Origin of the sequence: Virgibacillus sp., from assembly GCF_013393565.1 — a bacterium.
Taxonomy (GTDB): domain Bacteria; phylum Bacillota; class Bacilli; order Bacillales; family Amphibacillaceae; genus Virgibacillus; species Virgibacillus dokdonensis.
Genome location: NZ_JABXHF010000001.1, coordinates 21,199 through 43,320 on the forward strand (window position 1 = coordinate 21,199; position 22,122 = coordinate 43,320).

18 protein-coding genes and 1 pseudogene are annotated in these 22,122 nt (G+C 36.7%); 14 read left to right on the forward strand and 5 right to left on the reverse strand.

The genetic code is table 11. The annotated features are described in order from the left end of the window. Positions 1–547: 547 nt before the first annotated feature. Together HLX49_RS00095 and HLX49_RS00100 are read left to right on the forward strand one after the other, a co-directional pair. Positions 548–2,620, forward strand: coding sequence for a peptidoglycan D,D-transpeptidase FtsI family protein (locus HLX49_RS00095; protein WP_101932471.1), 2,073 nt, complete (start codon positions 548–550; stop codon positions 2,618–2,620). Between the two features lie 171 nt (positions 2,621–2,791). Next, a pseudogene (locus tag HLX49_RS00100) lies at positions 2,792–3,304 on the forward strand (GrpB family protein). 27 nt (positions 3,305–3,331) lie between these two features. On the opposite strand, the gene HLX49_RS00105 reads toward HLX49_RS00100, so the two are convergent. After that, positions 3,332–3,490 carry a hypothetical protein gene (locus HLX49_RS00105; RefSeq protein WP_176087346.1) on the reverse strand — a complete coding sequence of 53 codons (159 nt, stop codon included), beginning with the start codon at positions 3,488–3,490 and terminating at the stop codon, positions 3,332–3,334. After that, on the reverse strand, positions 3,475–3,657 hold the full coding sequence (locus HLX49_RS00110; RefSeq protein ID WP_077705770.1) for a hypothetical protein: 183 nt from the start codon (positions 3,655–3,657) through the stop codon (positions 3,475–3,477). Before HLX49_RS00110 ends, HLX49_RS00105 begins: the two co-directional genes overlap by 16 nt. A 275-nt stretch (positions 3,658–3,932) precedes the next feature. Between HLX49_RS00110 and HLX49_RS00115 the strand changes: the two genes are divergently transcribed. Further along, positions 3,933–5,393 (forward strand): SulP family inorganic anion transporter, encoded by a 1,461-nt coding sequence (locus HLX49_RS00115; RefSeq protein ID WP_101932470.1) that lies wholly within the window; start codon positions 3,933–3,935, stop codon positions 5,391–5,393. A 222-nt stretch (positions 5,394–5,615) separates the two neighbouring features. Then, entirely contained in the window at positions 5,616–6,032 is a 417-nt protein-coding gene (locus tag HLX49_RS00120; protein ID WP_077705765.1) for a universal stress protein, read from the forward strand. 232 nt (positions 6,033–6,264) lie between these two features. Here HLX49_RS00120 and HLX49_RS00125 read toward each other — a convergent pair whose 3' ends face one another. After that, positions 6,265–7,401, reverse strand: coding sequence for an NAD(P)/FAD-dependent oxidoreductase (locus tag HLX49_RS00125; protein ID WP_101932469.1), 1,137 nt, complete (start codon positions 7,399–7,401; stop codon positions 6,265–6,267). A gap of 195 nt (positions 7,402–7,596) precedes the next feature. On the opposite strand from HLX49_RS00125, the gene HLX49_RS00130 reads away from it, so the two are divergent. The 3 genes from HLX49_RS00130 to HLX49_RS00140 all read left to right on the forward strand — a co-directional run bounded on the left by HLX49_RS00130 (position 7,597) and on the right by HLX49_RS00140 (position 10,759). Beyond that, positions 7,597–8,526 carry a manganese-dependent inorganic pyrophosphatase gene (locus HLX49_RS00130; protein WP_101932468.1) on the forward strand — a complete coding sequence of 310 codons (930 nt, stop codon included), beginning with the start codon at positions 7,597–7,599 and terminating at the stop codon, positions 8,524–8,526. 666 nt (positions 8,527–9,192) lie between these two features. Next, a complete protein-coding gene (locus HLX49_RS00135) occupies positions 9,193–9,735 on the forward strand; it encodes a GNAT family N-acetyltransferase (RefSeq protein ID WP_296360348.1) in 543 nt (180 codons plus the stop codon). Between the two features lie 154 nt (positions 9,736–9,889). Continuing rightward, positions 9,890–10,759, forward strand: a complete 870-nt coding sequence (locus tag HLX49_RS00140) for a phosphotransferase (protein ID WP_296360417.1) — start codon at positions 9,890–9,892, stop codon at positions 10,757–10,759. 249 nt (positions 10,760–11,008) lie between these two features. Here HLX49_RS00140 and HLX49_RS00145 read toward each other — a convergent pair whose 3' ends face one another. Next, a complete protein-coding gene (locus HLX49_RS00145; RefSeq protein WP_077705707.1) occupies positions 11,009–11,362 on the reverse strand; it encodes a carboxymuconolactone decarboxylase family protein in 354 nt (117 codons plus the stop codon). 574 nt (positions 11,363–11,936) lie between these two features. Between HLX49_RS00145 and fosB the strand changes: the two genes are divergently transcribed. Continuing rightward, on the forward strand, positions 11,937–12,356 hold the full coding sequence (fosB, locus tag HLX49_RS00150; RefSeq protein ID WP_077705704.1) for a metallothiol transferase FosB: 420 nt from the start codon (positions 11,937–11,939) through the stop codon (positions 12,354–12,356). A gap of 248 nt (positions 12,357–12,604) precedes the next feature. On the opposite strand, the gene HLX49_RS00155 is transcribed toward fosB, so the two are convergent. Further along, a complete protein-coding gene (locus tag HLX49_RS00155) occupies positions 12,605–12,970 on the reverse strand; it encodes a DUF6376 family protein (RefSeq protein ID WP_296360349.1) in 366 nt (121 codons plus the stop codon). 353 nt (positions 12,971–13,323) lie between these two features. On the opposite strand from HLX49_RS00155, the gene HLX49_RS00160 reads away from it, so the two are divergent. From HLX49_RS00160 to ilvD, 6 genes are all read left to right on the forward strand, one after another. Further along, a complete protein-coding gene (locus HLX49_RS00160; RefSeq protein ID WP_101932453.1) occupies positions 13,324–14,091 on the forward strand; it encodes a hypothetical protein in 768 nt (255 codons plus the stop codon). A 761-nt stretch (positions 14,092–14,852) separates the two neighbouring features. After that, positions 14,853–16,277: an MDR family MFS transporter gene (locus HLX49_RS00165; RefSeq protein ID WP_077705695.1), complete on the forward strand. Its 1,425-nt coding sequence runs from the start codon at positions 14,853–14,855 to the stop codon at positions 16,275–16,277. 453 nt (positions 16,278–16,730) lie between these two features. Next, entirely contained in the window at positions 16,731–17,822 is a 1,092-nt protein-coding gene (gene proB / locus HLX49_RS00170; RefSeq protein ID WP_296360350.1) for a glutamate 5-kinase, read from the forward strand. A gap of 26 nt (positions 17,823–17,848) precedes the next feature. Next, a complete protein-coding gene (locus HLX49_RS00175) occupies positions 17,849–19,096 on the forward strand; it encodes a glutamate-5-semialdehyde dehydrogenase (RefSeq protein WP_164085271.1) in 1,248 nt (415 codons plus the stop codon). 292 nt (positions 19,097–19,388) lie between these two features. Then, a complete protein-coding gene (gene csaA, locus HLX49_RS00180) occupies positions 19,389–19,718 on the forward strand; it encodes a chaperone CsaA (RefSeq protein WP_101932450.1) in 330 nt (109 codons plus the stop codon). A 326-nt stretch (positions 19,719–20,044) separates the two neighbouring features. Next, complete coding sequence (ilvD, locus tag HLX49_RS00185; protein ID WP_101932449.1) at positions 20,045–21,730, forward strand: dihydroxy-acid dehydratase; 1,686 nt, start codon at positions 20,045–20,047, stop codon at positions 21,728–21,730. The last annotated feature ends 392 nt before the right edge of the window (positions 21,731–22,122 follow it).

Consider the following 22,122-nt stretch of genomic DNA (forward strand, 5'->3'; position numbering starts at 1 on the left):
TGCATGATACATGTATGTGATCGATAAGACCTATGTTCGGTTGCAAGCGAAAAAAATAATTTCCAAAAATAACATGCGAGCAAAATATAGTTAATGAGAATATCTCTAATATAAGGATATGTGGACATTAATCTCTCGCCTGCATGATTGCATCCTACTATGAAAGCAAAAATGGAACTTTATAAACAGAATTAGCCCAATTCTACTATGACATTTGGACCTCCTGTTAATACTATACAATTAAATCCCTGTTTGTAACGACGGAAATATTGAATTTTTTGTAACGTACTTTCGACAAAATTGTTAATGATTGTATTATGTATTAGCAAAAAGTGTTACTTTTGGGTTACTCAGTAAAGGTGTAAGTGATGAAAGAACAGTCACTATTTTAGAGACGTGTAATTAACACATGTCTCTAAAAGGAAATTATTGGTTGATGGTGTATGTGTAACGTGATATGATCAATTCAAAAGGCGTATAAGTGGAAATTTTAAAATAATTGAAAGGGGATTTTTAAAGGAAAGTATTTCAATTAAGGGGGAAAGCAATGAGTAAGGGAATAAAGAAAAAAGAACGGAAGGATAAGCTGCCATTTCGATTGAATTTGTTATTTTTTATTATGTTTATTATGTTTGCAGCTTTAATTCTTCAGCTTGGTATTGTGCAAATTCTGAAGGGCGAAGAATTTCAGAAAGAGATCGATCGCACGGTAAACGATACAACGAAAGTGCCAGTGCCGCGTGGACAAATATATGATAGAAATCATCAACTAGTTGTTGGAAACGAACCGCGATATGCCATTACTTATACTCCAGCTAAAAGAACACAGGCGAAAGAGAGATTAGAGGTAGCTGAAAAGTTAGCTAAGCTCATTTCAGTTGAAGTAAAAGATGTTGCAGACATTAATGAAAGACTGAAAAGAGAGTATTATTACTTGAATCATAAAGAGGATGTAATAGAAAGACTTACGGATGAAGAAAGAAAGAAATTAGATGATACAGAAGAATATGATCTTGCCCTAGAACGAATAAAGAAGCACGAGATGAATGACTTGTCAGAGCAAGATAGGTTAATTATTGCCATTAAAAAGGAATTAGATAAAGCATACGCATTAACGCCACAAATTGTTAAGAATGAAGGTGTAACTGCCGAAGAGTACGCCAAAGTGTCTGAAAATTTAAGTGATTTACCTGGCGTCAATGCGATTGCAGATTGGGAACGTAAATACCCATATGAAGAAACTTTTAAAAGCCTAGTTGGTAAGATTACATCTCAAGAACGGGGACTGCAAAAAGAAAAACTGGAATACTATTTAACAAGAGGATATAGTCGGAATGATCGCGTTGGAATTAGTGGGATTGAAGAATATTATGAACACGTTTTACGAGGTAGAAAGGAGCAAGTACAATACACTACGACGAAAGATGGAACCACAATAGGTTCAAAAGTAGCTGTAAAAGGAATAGCTGGGAAAGATCTTATATTAACCATTGATATGGATTTACAAAAAAAAGTAGATGAAATATTACAATCAGAGTTACAGAAAACCATTCAAAAGCATCCTTATCAGCATCAGTACATGTCAGATGCGATGGCGGTAGTTATGAATCCAAAAACAGGAGAGTTACTCGCTGTCAGCGGTGTATTGTATGATAAGGAAAAAAATGAATATAATAACGCTCCATATAAAGCAATTCATGATGCGCATTTGCCAGGATCTTCTATAAAAGGGGCGACCGTTTTAGCAGGTTATGAGTCAGGCGTTATTTCTCCAGGGCAAGTATTTCATGACAGGAAAATAAAGATTGCCTCTGGTGCTCCGAAAGGATCTTATAGTGATTTAGGTTCAGTAAATGATTTTGATGCACTACGTCGCTCATCAAACGTATATATGTTTTATATTGCATTAAAAATGGGAGGGGAACATCGTTATCCATTTCCCAATGGAGAAAGTGCTGCATTTGATGTAGCAGCATGGGATGAAATGCGTAGCTATTTTCAACAATTTGGTTTAGGTAGCCGAACCGGTATCGATTATCCTGAGGATCCAAAAGGAGTAATTGGCGATAAACAATTTCAACCAGGTTTATTGATGGACTTTGCCATTGGGCAGTATGACAACTTCACCGCATTACAGCTAGCGCAATATGTATCCACAATAGCAAATGATGGCAATCGTGTTCGCCCTCGTTTAGTAAGGGAAATTCGTAATCCGTCGCCAACAGAAGATCAATTAGGTTCTGTTTATGAAAGCAAGGGGACAGAAGTATTAAATCGTATTGATATGAGCAAATCAAATATTGAACGTATTCAAGAAGGATTTAGGCAAGTGTTCAATGAATCACAAGGAACTTCCGTTCGTTTTTTCGGAACATCCAAGTATCGAGGTTATAAAGTCGCTGGAAAAACAGGAACGGCTCAAAACGCTTATTATGCCGATGGAGAAAAGAAGGCTGATACAGAAAATCTCACGCTTGTTGGCTATGCACCTTATGATGACCCTGAAATGGCTTTTGCTATTATTGTACCTCACACAGGGATTGTTAGTGGAAAACATCAAATTAACCAAACAATCGGGCAACGGATTATAGATGCTTATTTTACTGATAAAGAAGACTAGTAATCGTTTAATAACAGTAGCATACGTGCAATATAAGTTTTTTTGGTTGCGAAAATGCACTCTTTTAGGGGAAGACGACAACAGTTTTCCTAAGAGAGTATTGTATTATATGAAATGAGGCTTCTCATTCACAGGAGCCTCATTATAATAACGGGAAGAGGAGATAAATCCATGCGTGAAGTAGTAGTTATTCCATACCAAAGTCAGTGGCAGCAACTTTTTGGACAAGAAGCAACATATATAAAAGAGTTATTTCAAACGGAATTAGTTACGATACATCATATTGGTAGTACGGCTGTGCCGGATTTAGCTGCTAAACCAATTATAGATATAATGCCAGTAGTAAAGTCCATTGAGTAAGTAGGTGAGTATATAGAAGGAATGGAAAATCTAGGGTATCATGCATTAGGTGAATATGGTATCGAAGGAAGAAGATTCTTTATTAAAGGTGAGTACAAGCGGACGCATCATGTACATATGTTTCAACAAGGAGACCAGCATATCAAACGGCATATCGCATTTAGGGATTATTTAATCCATCACCCCTCGACAGCTATAGAATATGGAAACTTAAAACTGACTTTGGCAAAAAACTACCCAAATCAAATGGAAAAATATATGAGCGGAAAAAATGATTTTGTAAAAGATGTAGAGCAGCGGGCATTAAGTTGGTATAAACAGTAAAGAAGAAATGGAAAGGTGTTATGCTTGCTACTCATTTTTTGTACGCGGTAGGGCTTGAATGGATGAGTAACCATCGATTAGAAAAATGGCGTCCTGATCGATGTATTTTTTTCCTCCTGCAACTTGTTCGTAGCCCATAGATAAAAAATGTGGCAATAAACTAAGTTTTTCTAAAACTGCTTGCAATCGATGTGAGATGGAAGCATTTCTGTTGTTTGCGGATGTACACCATCTACAGGAGAAGTACGTTCTAAATCATAATCAGTAATTACATCTTGCAACCAAAACCAACATAATATAAGTACAATCATTGTAAAAATAATTACTGCGAAAACAGCTATCTTTCCTTTCATAACAATTTATCCCCCAATGTATCTTCATGTTCAATGGTATTAAATATAAAGTTAGCTTACCAAACCTTTATGTTAATGTAAATATGTTAATAAGATTACTTTTAACAAATGAGGTAGTATATCAAAGTAAATCAAAGTAAAATAAATATAGGTAAAAATGTACCCGCTTTCTTGCGTGTTTAGTGAAAGGTAATCTTATGCTATAATGCTAAGGTTAATTACGGATTTAAGCTAGGAGAGGCTTGAAGAATACTCATAGAAAGAGGTAGAACTATTTGATAGTACAAGATTGGAAGCGGGAGTGGTTTGGTAACGTTAAAGGGGATATTTTAGCTGGAATTGTGGTTGCCTTAGCATTGATTCCAGAAGCAATTGCTTTTTCTATTATAGCTGGAGTTGATCCGATGGTTGGATTATATGCATCCTTTTGTATCGCAGTAGTGATTGCTTTTGTCGGAGGGCGTCCAGGTATGATTTCCGCTGCAACTGGAGCAATGGCTCTTCTAATGGGGGGATTAGTTGCTGAGTATGGGTTAGATTATTTATTAGCAGCAACCATTTTAACTGGTATTATTCAAATTATTTTTGGGGTTTGCAAGCTTGCTAAAGTGATGAAATTTGTTCCCAGGTCAGTAATGATTGGTTTTGTAAATGCGTTGGCAATCTTAATTTTCACAGCGCAAATCCCACATTTTCAAGGTGAAAGCTGGGTAATGTTCGCGTTGGTAGGCGTAACTTTAGCGATTATCTACCTATTACCAAGAATTACGAAAGCAGTTCCGTCAGCTTTAGTGGCAATTGTGGTCGTAACAGCCCTTGTTATTTTCGGTGATATTCAAGTTGGTACAGTTGGCGATATGGGAGCACTAACGCAAGAGCTACCTGCATTTTTAATTCCATCTGTCCCATTTACATGGGAAACATTCATGATCATTTTACCTTATTCCTTTGCGTTAGCTGTTGTCGGGTTATTAGAATCACTACTCACATCAAGTATTGTAGATGATATGACAGATACAGAGAGTGATAAAAATAAAGAAAGTCGCGGACAAGGTATTGCCAATATTGCTGCGGGTTTCTTTGGTGGCATGGCAGGTTGTGCCATGATTGGACAATCGGTTATTAATGTGAAGTCTGGAGGGCGTGGGAGATTGTCGGCTCTAGTAGCAGGTGTGTTTCTCATGTTTCTTATCATTGCGTTAGGCGAGTTAGTAGTGCAGATTCCTATGGCCGCTTTAGTAGGCGTTATGATTATGGTATCTGTCGGCACATTTGATTGGAAATCTGTCAAGCATATACATCGAATCCCACGCACAGATGCCATCGTTATGCTTACAACGGTAGCTGTAGTTGTTTATACGCACGATTTATCTAAAGGTGTACTTGCAGGTGTTGTTCTTAGCGCCATTTTCTTTGCGGCGAAAATTTCCCATGTTACTGTACGGAGTAAACGAGTAAATGGTGAAAACAAGCGCATCTATTATGTGGTAGGACAGCTTTTCTTTGCTTCTGTCAGTGATTTGCCAAGCAAGTTTTCGTATACGGAGAATATTCAATGTGTAGAAATTGATTTGTCACAAACCCATTTATGGGACGACTCAGCAGTAGGCGCATTAGATAAAATAGAAGCCAAATTCGCTCAACAGGATATTCGTGTGGAAATCACAGGTTTAAATGAAGCAAGCAGAAATTTAAAGCAGAGAATTGGCGGTGTTTCTAACGCATCTGGACATTAAAACAATGTTTTTAGACTTTAAAGTATAAGTAAAACTTGACAGATAGCCAAGTTTTTTAAAAGAAATAGCGTATGTAACCGAAATCTGTAGTTCAGCAAAGTACGTTATTCTCTACGTTATACTATAGGGTTTATAGTATAAGAAAAAAGATAGCGTTTTTCCGCTATAAAGATTTGGCAATAAGCCAAGTTTTTATAAAAAATAATATGTGAGGTGAAAGCTTTGTTTCAAAATATTTTATTAGCAGCAGACGGATCTTCTCATTCGGTGAGGTCTGCTGAGTATACTGTGGAAATAGCTAAAAAGTTTGCTTCTAAAGTAGAAGTGGTATATGTGGTTGACGGTGAGACTGCAAAAGCAGATGTGCTACATGCTACAGATCATACGCAAGTAGAAAAAAACAGGCAAGAAAGGATGCAACCTGTAACAGAGGTGCTACAAGAAGGAGAAATAGACTATACGGTTACTGTTTTACATGGCGAACCAGGCCCGAAAATTGTAACTTATGCCAATGAACATGATGTTGATTGTGTCATTTTAGGGAGTCGTGGCAGGAATAACCTACAAACGTTTTTGTTAGGTAGTGTCAGTCACAAAGTTGCTAAAAGAGTGGAATGCCCTGTGTTAATTGTAAAATGAACGGGTTACTAGATTTTTAAGTAAGGTCGGATGGAATCAATAGATTATCTTTGATTTCATCCGACCTATTTTATTCTTAAAAACTCGATTCGTTCAGATGCATTAAGGTCCTACCTTTGGGATTCTAGACAATGAGTGGGGATGAAAGAAAAACGAAAATTGAATATGAACTTTATTTACCTATTTTACAAAACATACCCGCGAAGCTATTCCGTGGCTTCCTCAGATTAGATTAGGCTCGGTTTCTGATAGCGTTTCGTACATCATAAGGAGAGAAATCAATCTCTGGTTGTATATTCATTGCTAAACTTGCTAGCTGAGAACCAATAAATGGCCCCATCGTTAGACCTGTTGCTCCAAGTCCATTTGCTAATAGCAATCCTTGAAAACCAGCGAGAGCCCCAACAACTGGTAGATGTCCTGGCGTTACAGGACGAAAGCCAACTCGTGCTTCTACAATTGACGCATCCTTTACATGTGGTGCGAATTCCATCGCTTTTGTAATTATTTCATGCATTCCACCGACAGTTACCCGCCAATCGTAACCAACATTATTTTCATATGTTGCACCGAGGACAATTCGATTGTTTGGAAAGGTGAGCATATATTGGTTATTGGGTGGCTTTACAACGGGTGCAGTAGACAAGTCTACATTTTGGTTTGCAAGTTGTACGTGTAAAATTTGTGCTCGTTGCGCTTCAACTTGAAAGGAAATTCCTAAAGGAGAAAGTAATTCACGCATCCAAGCACCTGTTGCAGCAATAACGATATCTGCTTTTATCTCTTCTCCATCCTGTAGAGTAACTCCTGTAATTCTTTGTCCAATGTTTTGTAAGATTGCTTCTCCTTTGATTAGCTTTGCTCCGTGCTTTTGTGCTCCTCGAAGAAGTGCATCACGGAGCTTTCTTCCGTCAACACGTGCTGCTCCACTAACATATACAGAACGGTAGCTGTCGTCTAATAGAGGAAACTGTGCTTTCGTTTGTTCGGGAGATAATAGCTCTATATCCCCAATTTCGGGTGCATCTGCTTTTCGTTTTTCTGCTCGTTCTTTCATTGCGATTAATTTTTGCTCATCTCGATGTAAATGTAATGCCCCAACTTGTTGATACCCAGTTTCATTTTCTCCATCCTTAGCAAGCGATTTCACTAAGTTTGGGTACATTCTAGCACCTGCTTTGACCAATTCATACCATGCCTTATTTCTTCGTTGGGACAGCCACGGGCAAACGATCCCTGCTGCTGCGTCTGTCGCTTGTCCTTTTTCTTTACTATCAACAATGGTGACATCCCAATTGCTTTTGGTAAGGTAATAAGCAGCAGAAGCACCAACAATGCCACTCCCAATGATAATTGCTTTTTTTTTCATTAAAGATATTCCTTTCGTTTTCATACTGTATCTAAAAATAGTATTCTATACCATCATAAAAATAAGTGTGAAAAAAGTAAATCCATGGCTATTCTTTACGACTATTCTAATGAATTTTTGTTAAATTGCTATTCAAGCTAAATGAATTTTGATAAGCTAATAGTGGTAAAAGCTTATTAGAAGGAGAAATGATTGATGGCAAAGACGATAATTTTTGGACATAAAAACCCAGATACAGATGCAATTTGTTCTGCAATCGGATATGCGAATTTAAAACAGCAATTAGGAATGGATGTAGAGCCTGCTAGATTAGGTGCAGTTAGTAAAGAAACGCAATATGCACTTGATTATTTTGTAGCAACAGCACCTGCGCTAATGGAGGAAGTAGAGCCAGGAACGAATGTAATTCTCGTTGACCATAATGAATTTCAACAAAGTGTAGCGAATATTAAAGATGCTCGTATTACGGAAGTGGTTGACCACCATCGAATTTCCAATTTCGAAACAAGTGAACCGTTATATTTCCGTGCTGAGCCTGTTGGATGTACAGCTACTATTTTAAATAAGATGTATAAAGAAAATGGGGTTGCTGTTCCAAAGCAAATTGCTGGTTTATTACTATCAGCCATTATTTCTGATTCTTTACTTTTGAAATCTCCAACGTGTACACAAGAAGACATTGATGCGGCTTATGAATTAGCAAAAATTGCTGAAGTAGATGTGCATACGTATGGTCTTGATATGCTAAAAGCAGGTGCAGATTTAGGAGATAAGTCTATTTCCGAATTAATAACCATGGATGCAAAAGAATTTTCTATGGGTGGTGCAAAAGTAGAAATTGCCCAAGTAAATGCTGTTGATACAGAACAAATCTATGCAATGCAAGCAGAAATTGAAGCGGAAATTTCCAATATTATCAAAGAAAAAAATCTTGATTTATTTTTATTCGTTGTTACGGATATCTTGAACAATGATTCGGAAGTACTTGCTGTTGGGATTGGAAAAACAAAAGTAGAAGACGCATTTAACGTTGACCTTGACCAGCGTAGCCGTGCGTTGTTAAAAGGAGTTGTCTCACGTAAAAAGCAAATCGTAACAGCATTAACAGATGCCTATGAGAAATAAATAAGAATGCATAAGGGAAAAGGAATATACGCAAATAGACTAAATAAAAAAAGATATTATGCTCCACATGGGCATATATCTTTTTTAATTTAGAAAAGCTTCTTATAAAGTGTATGTTAGTTAGGATGATGCATATGAAGGGGAAACAGCTGAAAGCAAGTTCTGTAGAAAAAAATTCTATTTTTTGAGTTCATGTCAATAAATAATTTTAGGGAGAATTTGTATGAAAATAAGAACAGAAAGATTGCTTATACGTAATTTTGAATGGGGTGATTGATTATGACGGGTCTCGTTTAATTGAAATTTTTTTATACCTTTTTCTAATTCTATTCCTTATACATATTATTATCCCAAATGATCCTAAGACCATTATCTAGAACATCACGAAACGTCCAAGATATTTGACATACTATTTAAGGTCTTTACTCATTCGTGAATCCAAACCAAGTTACTTAGAACGGAGGGCGCGACTCCAGCGGAATAGCATGAGTCTTGAGACCCCACAGCGAAAAATTTTTGTGAGCGAAGAGGCTCAAGTAGCCCTGAGGAAAGCGTCCGCCTGCAGTGGAAAGTAACGGGTGCAAGAGCAGATACAATTTTTATGAATTAATCAGATTAAGAAGGCGAAAAAGTAATGCCTTAACATACTATCCGAGGAGGTATGAAATGCAAAATAATCTTTCCATTCGGCCGTTAAACAAGAAGCATCAAGCACTGCTAAGGAGTTGGTTGTGTGATCCTTCTGTTTTAAAATTTTATGGGGGGAGGGATAAATCCTATACTATGGAAATGATAGAGGATAAATTCTATACAAATAATGCTTTAATATCCCGCTGTATTATATATTGTAATGAAATTCCAATTGGTTATTTGCAGTATTATCCAATTAATAGCTGTACAAGTAATTTGATGCCCCTTGTAGGTTCAAGCGCTTACGGTATGGATCAATTCATTGGTGAAGGTAATTATCGAAATAGAGGAATTGGAACGGAGCTTATAAAAAAAGTAACGGCATTTCTCATGGAAGCGTACGGTGCGTCCAAGGTTGTCCTCGACCCACATGTAGAGAACGTTAGGGCAGTAGCTTGTTATGAAAAAGCAGGATTTCAACGTGTGAAAAAATTATTGCATTATGCGTTTCATGAAGGGAAATATCACGACTGTTGGCTATTGATGTATACCACTGATAAAAAAGCTCATCGTTCATAGTGTGGTGATATTTATTCTGAATTGCTAGAAATTAGAAACCTGGACAAATCCTATAATAGAGGATGGACGACACTTACAAGAGGAGGTAATTGATTTACAAAGTACAAAAGTATTAGAACAATTTCAAATAGCTGCTGAAAAAGAGCCCAAAAGTATTTACCCTTTTTCTCCCGTTTACCATGCCTCATATAAAGGGGAAGAGGTTATTGTGAAGAAAACGCAAAAACCACTTGAACGTGCCGAAGCATTAGCGAGATACACACGATTTTTACAAGAGAACGGCATTTATATTGTTACACCGATTAAAATGAACACAAATAATCAGCAAGAACTGGGAGATGCGTGTTACGTTGTGTACCCATTTATCCATGGAAAAGCGTATACAGCGACACATACACAAATATATGCATCGGGTTGTTTATTAGGGCATATTCATGCGTTATCACCAAAAGGAGAGCTATTTCAACTTCCAGAATATGATGTGTATGATTTCACAAATGAAGAAGTAGAGGAAAGCGTACGAGCGATCACAAATCATGCTAAACGGAACCGTGTTACTTTTCCTATAACTCAGTTAGAAGAAAAATTACTTTCCTGTGTAACCAAACAATCTTGTTTGAAGGAACTTTCCTTGCCCCATGTTTTAACACCGCATGATTATAAAGCGAATAACCTAGTCTTTACACCTGAACCTTATTTGATTGATCCCGACAATGCTGCAAAAGTTCCGCGTGTTTTTGATTTAGCTTTAGCATTACTATTATTTCATAATGAATTATCTTCTGCACCTGATCACGTATTTACCTTAGAACAATGGAAGGCGTTTTTATCTGGTTATTATCAGTTTGTACAATTGACAGAAGCAGAAAAAAGAGTATGGAAAATGGCTTTAGAGCATGTGTTTTTAGACGAAGTATTGTGGCTGATGGCGGAAGTTCCTGAAGACTGGGAAAAGCCATCGCAACGTCAGCTCTTTTTAAGTGTTGTTCATTTGCTTTTACATAGCCAGGCATATGAAATCTGAGATCGACAGGAGTAACTTTCGTGAAAAATTCCAATCGTGTTCTGCATCCTACTTACCATGATGAGCATGTTGCTAACAACCTGCACGGAGGATTATCTATAAAAGTAAGTAAAGGAAGTGACTACTCTCAGAAAAGCGTGTCAATAGTAAGCATTAAATGAGGAGAATAAAGGTACTTTGTAGCAAAAGTTAAGAGAAAGTTACCACATGAGCCAAGCGACAACAATTGTGGCAACTCTCTGCATTTGCTTAGTTTGAAAGTTCGTCAATGCACTCCTGAACGAGCGTTACTGCTTGGCTCATAGATGCTCCACCACCAAATGCTGCTGTAACAGCTGCCGCTTCTAAAATTTCCTGCTTTGTGCAACCTTGGTCCAAGCATCCTTTTGTGTGATAAATAATACAATACTCATCTTGTGCATGTAAGCTAATACCTAGACCTATTAACTGCTTTGCTTTAGCAGAAAGCTCTCCTTCTTGAAAGCAAGCTTCTGTAAAATCATGATACTTTTTCGTAAATGCAGGCATTTGTTTTAAAAAGGTGTCTACACCCTTTTTGTACGCTAATAACGTCTGTTCAATCGAATTTCGATGATGTGCCATATATTACCACTCCTTTTTCGCTATAGATGTATAAAATTTTTTGGTATATCGTATAAGAAAAACTACAGCTTTCGCTATGCGACTTAGCGACAGTTTTTCTAATAGTTGTATGTTATTAGTATGACCAATTAAACAGCGAATATTTGCGAGGATTTGTTTGGTGGCGGTTAAAAAAGGGAATGAATTTTTAATACATAACGAAGGTTTGTCAAACAAGATTTCATTTAATTGTAATTTGCGATAAACTAAAGTATAAATGGGAGGGTTTGGGATGAAGAAATTAATTCGAAAATTAATTAAATATGGACCAGTCATATATCCAGTAGTGAAGAAATACCTTGATAAACGTAAATCGACTAAAACTTATCATGGTGAATGATGCTATATACATACTTCCTGTTATAGTAAATAGTGTATAGAAAAAAATATATAGACCATATTTGGATAAAGTGACGATCACTTCATTTAAAGCAAGTTATTCAGGCAAATGATGACTCGCTCTTTAAAAAAACGTATGCGCTTTTATCCAATAGGAAACAATCACTCCATATACATATTTGAGCGGAGGGGAAAGATGATGAAGGGAATAAATCACGTTTTATTTTCTGTTTCCGACTTAGAAAGGTCGGTTATATTTTATGAACAAGTCTTCGGGGCAAAGCTGTTAGTTAAAGGGAGGAGCACTGCATATTTTGATACGGATGGGCTGTGGCTTGCGTTAAACGAAGAAAAAGATATTCCGCGGCAAGAAATCCATCAATCTTATACGCATCTCGCATTTTCCATTGATGAAGCAGAGTTTGACAGAGCATATGATTTATTATGTAGGTTAAATGTGAATATTTTGCAAGGAAGAGAAAGAGATGTGAGGGATAAAAAATCCATCTATTTTACAGATCCTGATGGGCATAAGTTCGAATTTCACACAGGTACTTTAGCAGATCGATTAACTTATTATAAACAAAATAAACAGCATATGGAATTCTTTGAATAATTTTTTTCAGAACCAGACGGATTTAGTGAAAAGCCAAGTTATTCTGTATGTCACTAATTGAAGGCTCCCTTAATATAAGTAACAGCATCTCTATAAGCGCAAGATGCTGTTACTTAAATGGGCTATCTGCGGTAGTTATAAAACTTCCAAAATATTACTTGAAACTCGCTTTGAAGTCTCCATTAAAGAACAGTTCACCCGACTACAGTTCCAATTGTTCAATTTGATTTTGCAGTGATTGGATATTTTCAATCGTACGATAAAGCTCTGTATCTGTAAAACTGTTCAACTGTTATCTCCCCTTGATCCATTAAATTGTTCGTTGTATCTAATAATTGTTCACTTCTACTTTTTAATTCTTGGTGTATGTCTTCAGCGATGGCAGGTGGGTCGATATCAATAAAGTCAGTTATTGTAGTTTGTAGATTTTTCAGTTCTGTTCTTAATTCATCTGCTTCTAAAGTAGAAGCTTTTTCTAAAAAATTGTTTAAATCATTAACGTAGGCAGTTGCTTCCTCTGCATAATTTAAAGAATTCGTCGTTTCCTCTAATAGGGCACAACCACTCAACAATAACAAGGATAGGCTTAACAAACCGAGCATTACTTTTTTCATATGTATTCCAACCTTTCTTTGTTCGCTATAGAAAAACATAAAATCTTTAGGATTTATAGCAAGTTTTTCTAAGATTATCGCATAACCAATTTTGGGAATTATTTCTGAATTAAATGGAAGGCATTTTGGTAATAAGTAGATTTTTTAAAAAACTTAAAAGTATTTATCGTATATTCTATTCTAATTACCATTGAAAATAATTCCGCTTTAGCGAGTATGGAAGTATCTGTTATTCCTTACTATTACTATGTACGAATAATCATCCAGAAGGTTTCAAGTAATTGGTATAATTGTGGCTGACTAATTTGGCAAAACTACATATTTGAGAGCACTAACAACAAAGGATGGTTCGTATGCAAAAAAAAATGTGTGTATCGATATGTGTGATTTTGATTTTGCTTTTAACAGGTCAACAAGCAATAGAAGCTTCTCTTCATGAACTGTTAACAAAATCCGATCCAACTAACAATAAAGAACAACAGCGTTATAATAAAATGTTATTGATGTATACGGCGAAGGAAATGGGCATTCAAGTGGAAGGGAAATCTAAAGGAACATTACAAAAGGAAGTAGAGCAGCTAATTATAGAACAAGCTAGGAAAAAATATGCCATTCAGGCAGAAGGAAGAAGTAAAAGAGAGCTACTAGAAGCGATTCATTATACGCTAGTGGTTCAAAAAGCAAAACAGCTTGGTTTAAAAACAACTGGAAAATCGGCAGAACAATTAGCGAAAGAAGTATATGATAAACAATTAAGGAAGAAAGCCAACCAATTGGGGGTTGTATGTGAAGGTAAAACGACAGAACAATTAAAACAAGCATTAATCCAATTTGAGGTAGAGGTAGAAGCCAGGCGATTAGGAATAAAGCAACGTGAAAAAGGCATAGATCAGCTAATTAAAGAAGTACATGAAGCTAAATTATACCATACTGCCGAACAATTAGGGTTACTTACAATGAATAAAACTCCTGTTGATTTAATGGAAGAAATTATTGTTAACCATGCAACAGAAGCAAAAGAATTACAGTTATACCCATTTCAAAATGGGGAACTTCATAGCTACCTTCACTTTAAATTTGAACTAGAGGATCGTTTTATTATGATATTTACAAACAACTGAAAAAATTTTTGTGAACAAGATTGAGTAGGCGTATGCAATTGCCCTTTAAAGGTGTGATTTCCATATTTTTCATTTTGTATGGAACGTTTAGCTAAGAATTCAGATCCAACTACTTATGGCTACTGATTTCTTGTCAATGAATGTTATTATAAATAAATAGAAATTCTACAACGTTACACTACTAAAAGTATCCTTCCTGTAATTTGGATTTTATACTTTTAAACCATAAAAACGTATTGGTTTGTATCATTTTTATCATATGGTATGATGTTAATTATGTCACATAGTGAGTGAATGTTGATTATGATTAAGTTTTTCCTAATAAAAGTGGGCTTTAGAATTGGGAGATATAAAATGCGAGGTAACAACATCTAAATCTCCTATCTCTTTAGCTACCTTTAGTTCATACGATTGCTCCCATAGAAAAACATAGGACAAACAACAGCGTGGTTATCTTACATTATAGGAAAGTTAGGGTTTATCGTATAAGCAAAACGACCATGTTTTTCGTCATAAAGACTTGACAATAGCCAAGTTTTTTAAAAAAAGAATGAGGGATAAATCAAGTTTTCTAACAAGCAGTGGGATGATAAGTATCTCACTGCTTGAAGACTCACTTTATCGTATAAGAAATGAATTTTTTCACTGTGCAATGTGTTTCTGGAATAAACACAAGTATTTCACGTGCTCCATTATGCAGGAGCAAGCAAAAGAACACGTGCATACGGAAAATATTTTTTATGCATGAAGAAAGGGGAGGTATGGTGACTTCAGAAAATACAACAACAAATAATCCGAGAGAAGTAAATAAAGTACCACTGCTTATCGTTTTAATTTCAGGTGCATTTGTTGCCATTTTAAATCAAACTTTATTAGCAACTGCTTTGCCAAAGATCATGCAAGATTTACAGTTAGACGCCAATACAGTTCAGTGGTTACAGTCTATATTTATGTTAGTAAATGGCATTATGATTCCAATTACGGCATTTTTAATTGAACGATTTACGACAAGAGGACTCTTCCTAACAGCATTAAGTATATTTGCGGTAGGTACACTTATTTGTGCAATTGCTCCAAACTTTTCTGTGTTAATGGTTGGGAGAATCGGTCAAGCGGCGGCAGCAGGCATTATGATGCCGTTAATGCAAACGATACTGTTCCTCATATATCCAATTGAAAAAAGAGGTACAGCGATGGGGATGTTCGGTATGGTGATTGCTTTTGCGCCAGCTATAGGGCCGACATTGTCTGGATGGCTAGTAGAGCACTTTCCGTGGAGAAGTGTATTCTATGTCGTATTGCCAATTATTATTATCGACATCGTTGTTGCCTATTTTATTTTAAAAAATATTACGAAACAAACATTTCCGAAAGTAGATGTGATATCGATTATCTTGTCTACATTGGGCTTTGGTGGTTTATTATATGGATTTAGTGTGGCAGGTAATAGCGGTTGGGGAAGCGCACAGGTAATTATATCGTTAGTTGTTGGTGCCATTACATTAACCATGTTTATTTTAAGGCAGATGAAATTGGAACAACCTATCTTAGAATTTCGCGTATTCCGTAATGCTGTTTTTTCTTTAACAACAGCGTTAGGAATGGTTACTTTTATGGCAATGATTGGCGCAGCAGTTATCATTCCTATTCTTGCACAAAATATGCTTGGGTTTACCGCCTTGGAATCTGGTTTAATGATTTTGCCTGGTGCCATTGTTATGGGAGTAATGAACCCAATTACTGGAAGATTATTTGATCGATTCGGTGCACGTTGGTTAGCCATTATTGGTCTGTCTATTGTCACGATAACGACATTTATGTTTACAAATATATCTATGAATACGTCATTTGGCTATATTGCAACAGTAAATGCGGTTCGTATGCTTGGGATAGCCATGGTCATGATGCCTGTTACAACGGCAGGATTAAACCAATTACCATTCCATCTTATACCGCATGGAACTGCGATGAATAACACGATGCGCCAAGTTGCCGGAGCTGTTGGAACAGCTTTACTAGTAACAGTGATGACAAATTCCGCATTACCAGAACAAGGTGTTCAAGGAATGATTCATGGAGTAAATGTTTCATTTATTGTAGCTGGAGTGTTTGCGATTATAGCACTTGTCTTATCTCTATTTATCAAAACGGAATCAAACAAAGAGTCGGTTAAACTTAGTAGATAAAGAGAGTTTTAGATGATGCTTTTTCGTCTAGAAGCAACCAAATAAATAAAATAGTTGACATTCTTCGCTTTTGTATCCATAATATTATAAAAACAAGTTGAACGGTAAAAAAGGATTAGTATGTGGATGATTCAGTGCCAGAGATGGGGAGTTAGAAGCTGGGAGCTTTCCACGCTTGAAGCCACAGAACCTGCCTTTTGAGTCCCATGAAAAATGGGCGCTATATTCGGCGTTATCGAAGCAAGCGGGATGTTATTCTAACATCTAACATAGGTGGTACCGCGGAAGAAGCTCTTTCGTCCTTGATTTAGAGGGATGAATAGGGCTTTTTTCACTATAGGTAAAAATTTCTAAGGTTTATTATAAGTAAAACAACGGTGTTAAGATCATGTTATATATCCATGTGATAGATACATATAAAATATAAAAGATATGGGAATAGGAGCATGTAAAGTGAGGAAACAGAGAGTTGTTGTAAAAATAGGAAGTAGTTCGTTAACAAATGCACATGGTGAAATGGATGAGGCAAAGTTAACCGAACATGTGGCAGCGATTGCCAAGCTTCGCGAATTAAAGCATGACGTTATTTTAGTTTCATCAGGTGCAGTGGCCGCAGGTTTTCCACAAATTGGCTATGCATCAAGGCCTGTAACCTTAAAAGGAAAGCAAGCTGCTGCGGCTGCAGGACAGGGATTGTTAATTCAAACATATATGGAAAAATTTTCAGAATATGATTTACGGGCTGCCCAATTATTATTGACGAGAGACGATTTTAAAGATCGAGAACGATATAAAAATGCGTTTAATACGTTAATGGAACTATTAGAACGGCGAGTTATTCCAATTATTAATGAAAATGATACGGTATCCATCAAAGAACTTACATTTGGAGATAATGATATGTTGTCAGCTTTAGTTAGCGGTATTGTTCATGCAGACCAGCTCATTATGCTTACCGATATTAACGGCATCTATGATTTAAATCCACGTCAAAATCCAGCAGCTAGAAAATATGACCATCTTGCCCAAATTACAGAAGAAATGGTTGACCAGACAGATCAACATGGGTCTTCAGTAGGTACTGGAGGGATGAAATCGAAGTTGGAAGCTGCAAAGATGGCTTTATCATTAGGTGTTAGTGTGTTTATCGGAACTGGAAAAGGCGCTGAAAAATTATCGCAAATCATGGAAGGAAGTGGAGATGGTACTTATATTTCTAATCCTGCTAAAGGCTCGATTACGACCAATAAGCAATGGATTGCACTTCATTCAGATCCGGTAGGTCAACTTTACGTGGATAAAGGTGCAGAAGAAGCAATCCTTTATCAAGGAGCAAGTTTATTAGCTGCAGGGATCCGGAGAGTGCAAGGGCAGTTTAAGGAGGGGGACGTTGTAGAAGTATATGGAGAAAATGGGTTAATTGGCAAGGGGGAGGCAAGTTGTTCAGCAGATGTAATTATGAAAGAATTGCAACTAAGGAGCGTGGACAAAGATTGCTTATCATCTAGGGTAATTCATCGAGACCGTTGGGTGAGATTAACATAATTTAAATGAAACAGGGAGGAATGACGATGGCAGAAGTACAAGAGAAAGGGAAGTTGGCAAAAGTTGCAAGCTACCAGTTGAATGGTATAACAACAAAGGAAAAGAACGAAGCGTTGGAATACATTGCAAAGCAGTTGGTAGAAGACAAGGAGAAGATTCTAAAAGAGAATCAGAAGGATTTACAGGTCGGAGAAAAAAGTGGCATCTCAACATCGATCTTAGATAGAATTATGTTGGATGATACGAGAATTGAAGCCATGTATGACGCTATATTTCAACTTATTGCATTAGATGATCCAATTGGTGAAGTTCTTGAGCGTCTTGAAAAAGATAATGGTCTTCGTATGGAAAGAAAACGCGTTCCCATCGGCGTAATAGGTATGATTTATGAAGCACGACCAAATGTAACGATTGATGCGGCCACATTAGCTTTAAAAACAGGAAATGCGGTTATTTTAAGGGGAAGCTCATCTGCTACGTTTTCCAATCAAGCTATCGTCGCATCGATTCACCAAGCTTTGGCTAAATCAAAGCTTCCAGCAGATGCGGTCCAACTCATTACGGATACAAGTAGAGAGACGGCACAACAATTATTTACGTTAAATGAATACTTAGATGTATTGATTCCTCGAGGAGGGAAAAACCTCATTCAAAAAGTTTTACAATCTTCAACAGTACCAGTAATTGAAACTGGAGCTGGTAACTGTCATATGTATATTGATGCTTCTGCTAAGCAAGAGCTAGCTTTTAAGCTTGTTTTAAATGCAAAATTACAGCGTCCGTCTGTATGTAATGCAATCGAATCATTGCTCGTTCATCAGGATTGGTTTAAGGAACATGGAAACTCTTTACTAGAAAAACTGGACAAAGAGCAGGTGAAAATTTACGGGGACGAAAATGTTTGTAAGGCTTTTTCAAAAGCGAAATTAGCCACAGAAGAAGATTGGTATACAGAATATCTTGATTTAGCAATTAGTGTTAAATTAGTTTCTACATGTGAGGAAGCGGTCAATCATATTAATAAGTATGGTACACGGCATTCAGAGGCTATTATTACGCAGGACAATGAACATGCTGATTATTTCCAGCAGCACGTCGATGCTGCCGCTGTCTATCACAATGCTTCTACAAGATTTACAGATGGTTTTGAATTTGGGTATGGAGCGGAAATTGGTATTAGTACCCAAAAATTACATGCTAGAGGGCCTATGGGGTTACCGGCACTTACTTCAAGTAAGTTTTATATCTATGGAGACGGTCAGGTTAGGGAATAATAGGAGTGGGAAAAGGTGTGCTATGTGCTTAAAAGTAGCACGTCTTTTTCTCAAATACAAGATGTGTGTTTGAGTCAATAAGGGAGAAAAACAGCCCTACATGCTTTATTTCGTTGTCTAGGATAATATAAAATGAGGTGCTTGTTATAACAAAATAATCGAATGGTCATGTCTAGAAGGTGGAAGAGAGAATAGGATAAAAAACGAGATTTTAATGTTGAAATAATTAGAGTGGGATGAAAAATTTTTGCGAATTGAAAATTCACTTTATTAAAATATTGGAGGCGTTAATATGGCTCATATAGAAGATTTTAAAAAAATAGATATGCGTATTGGAACAGTGAGAAACGCAGAACCTTTTCCAGAAGCAAAGATACCAGCAATTAAACTATATATTGATTTCGGGGAGCTAGGAATAAAACAAGCATCTGCTCAGATTACGAAACGATACGAACCAGAAGATTTAGTAGGGAGGCAAGTACCAGCAGTTGTTAATTTTCCGCCTATGCGAATCGCAGGCTTCAAGTCTGAAGTGCTCGTATTAGGTGGAGTGCCAGAAAAAGGGGACGTTATTTTATTAGCACCTGATGTTGAGGTGGCAAATGGAACAAAGATATCGTAGTGATAAGTAAGTACTTGAATGTTGTAAAAAATGGTGTATGCGAGTAAACAGTAAAAATGTTCAAAAGCGATATTCTACGTAAAAAAATCTGAATTGAGCTACTTATTTGTCTAGTATAAACAATGTGAAGGATTTTGCCATGTGAACTTAGCTAAAAGCCAAGTTCTTAAGACTAAAAACGTATAAAGAATATAGTATAGCAAAACGATCGGGTTTTTCCGTCACAAAGTGTGGTGATAGTTTTAGCTTTTCTAAAATAAAGTAAAAACATATTGAACTATTTGATAATTAGGCATATAATATTCCGAAAGAAAGGTGGGGTTTCATTGGATAAAGATTTACGAATTAAAAGTCATGTTTTTAGTGATGGTGTTATGCGGGCGCCGAACCGAGCAATGCTTAGAGCAGTTGGTGTATCAGATGAGGATTTTAACAAGCCGATGATAGGTGTGGCGAGTACGTGGAGTGAAGTAACCCCGTGTAATATACATATTGATGAGCTAGCTCGTCAAGCAAAAGATGGGGCGCGAGAAGCGGGGGGTGTTCCATTAATTTTTAATACGATCACAGTGTCTGATGGAATATCAATGGGAACGCAAGGAATGCGCTATTCCTTGCCTAGTAGAGATCTAATTGCAGATTCTATTGAAACAGTAGTAGGCGCGGAGAATATAGATGGGTTAGTAGCTATTGGTGGATGCGACAAAAATATTCCGGGATGTATGATTGCGATCGCTAATGCGGAAGTACCTGCTGTTTTTGTATATGGTGGTACGATTGCACCTGGTTCTTTAAAGGGGAAAGATATAGATTTAGTGTCGGTTTTCGAGGGTGTTGGAAAGCATAATAATGGTTCCATTGACGATGAAGAGTTACGCCAAATTGAATGTCACGCATGCCCTGGAGCAGGTTCATGTGGTGGTATGTATACGGCAAATACGATGGCTTCAGCAATAGAAGCGCTAGGTATGAGTCTTCCAGGAAGTTCTTCTAATCCTGCAGAATCAAAAGAAAAAGTAAATGATTGTAATAAAGCTGGTAAAGCAGTTTATCACTTATTAGAAAAAGGCATTTATCCAAAAGATATTATGACGAAAGAAGCTTTTGAAAATGCCATTACGGTTGTAATGGCATTAGGTGGCTCAACAAATGCAATATTACATTTGTTAGCTATTGCACACGCTATAGAAGTGAATTTAACCATCGAGGATTTTAATCGCATGCAAGTAAAGACGCCTCATTTAGCTGATTTAAAACCAAGTGGTAAGTATGTTATGCAAGACTTACATCGGGTAGGCGGTGTACAAGCTGTAATGAAGTTCCTTCATGAAAATGGGTATCTTCATGGCGATTGCTTAACGGTAACTGGTAAAACAATTGCAGAGAATTTGCAAGAAGCGCCGTCCTTACAAGAAGGACAAGAAGTGATAATGCCTTTTCATAATCCGAAACGTAAAGATGGACCACTTATTGTGTTAAAGGGTAACCTTGCCCCAAAGGGCGCTGTAGCAAAAGTATCTGGTGTAAAGGTAAGTCGACATGTAGGGCCTGCGCGGGTTTTTAATACAGAAAAAGAAGCAACAGAAGCGGTAATGGATAATAAGATTAAAGAAGGAGATGTACTTGTCATACGCTACGTCGGACCAAAAGGAGGCCCGGGTATGCCGGAAATGCTGTCTATTTCAGCTATTTTAGTTGGAAAAGGGCTAGGTGAAAAAGTAGCTCTATTAACCGATGGTAGATTCTCTGGCGGAACACATGGGCTAGTCGTCGGGCATATCGCACCAGAAGCGCAGGTTGGTGGTGCAATTGCTTTCTTGCAAGAAGGGGATATGGTGACGATTGATTCTACGCAAAAAGAGATATCGTTTGCAATATCAGATCAAGAATTAGCGGAAAGACAGAAACATTGGACTGCTCCTCCATTGTACAAAAAAGGTGTGTTAGGTAAATATGCTCATAATGTATCCTGTTCTTCGTTAGGAGCTATTACCGATTATTTAAATAAATAGTCAAGTGAGATACCAATATATTTGTTAATGAAATACTTTTTCAAATTCATAACTTGCGCAATATATGCTAAAAATATATTGCGCATTGTTATTTTTATATTAAACCTATAATAATAAAGTTTTAACTGATATATTGCTTTGTAAAGAAATTGTAATAAAAATAGCTAAATGAAGTCCGACAACTCTGTAAGCGTATACAAATGAACAATAAAATTATTAATACCAAAAAACTTTAAAAAAGCTGTTGACGTCTGAATAAAAACAGTATATTATTAACGGCAATATCAAAAAAACAAATAAATGGAAACAATGATTATTTACAAAAGAATATGAATTTAATGCGATGAAGGGAAAAAAGGAGTATGACTACTGTATTCACAGAGATTCGGGGA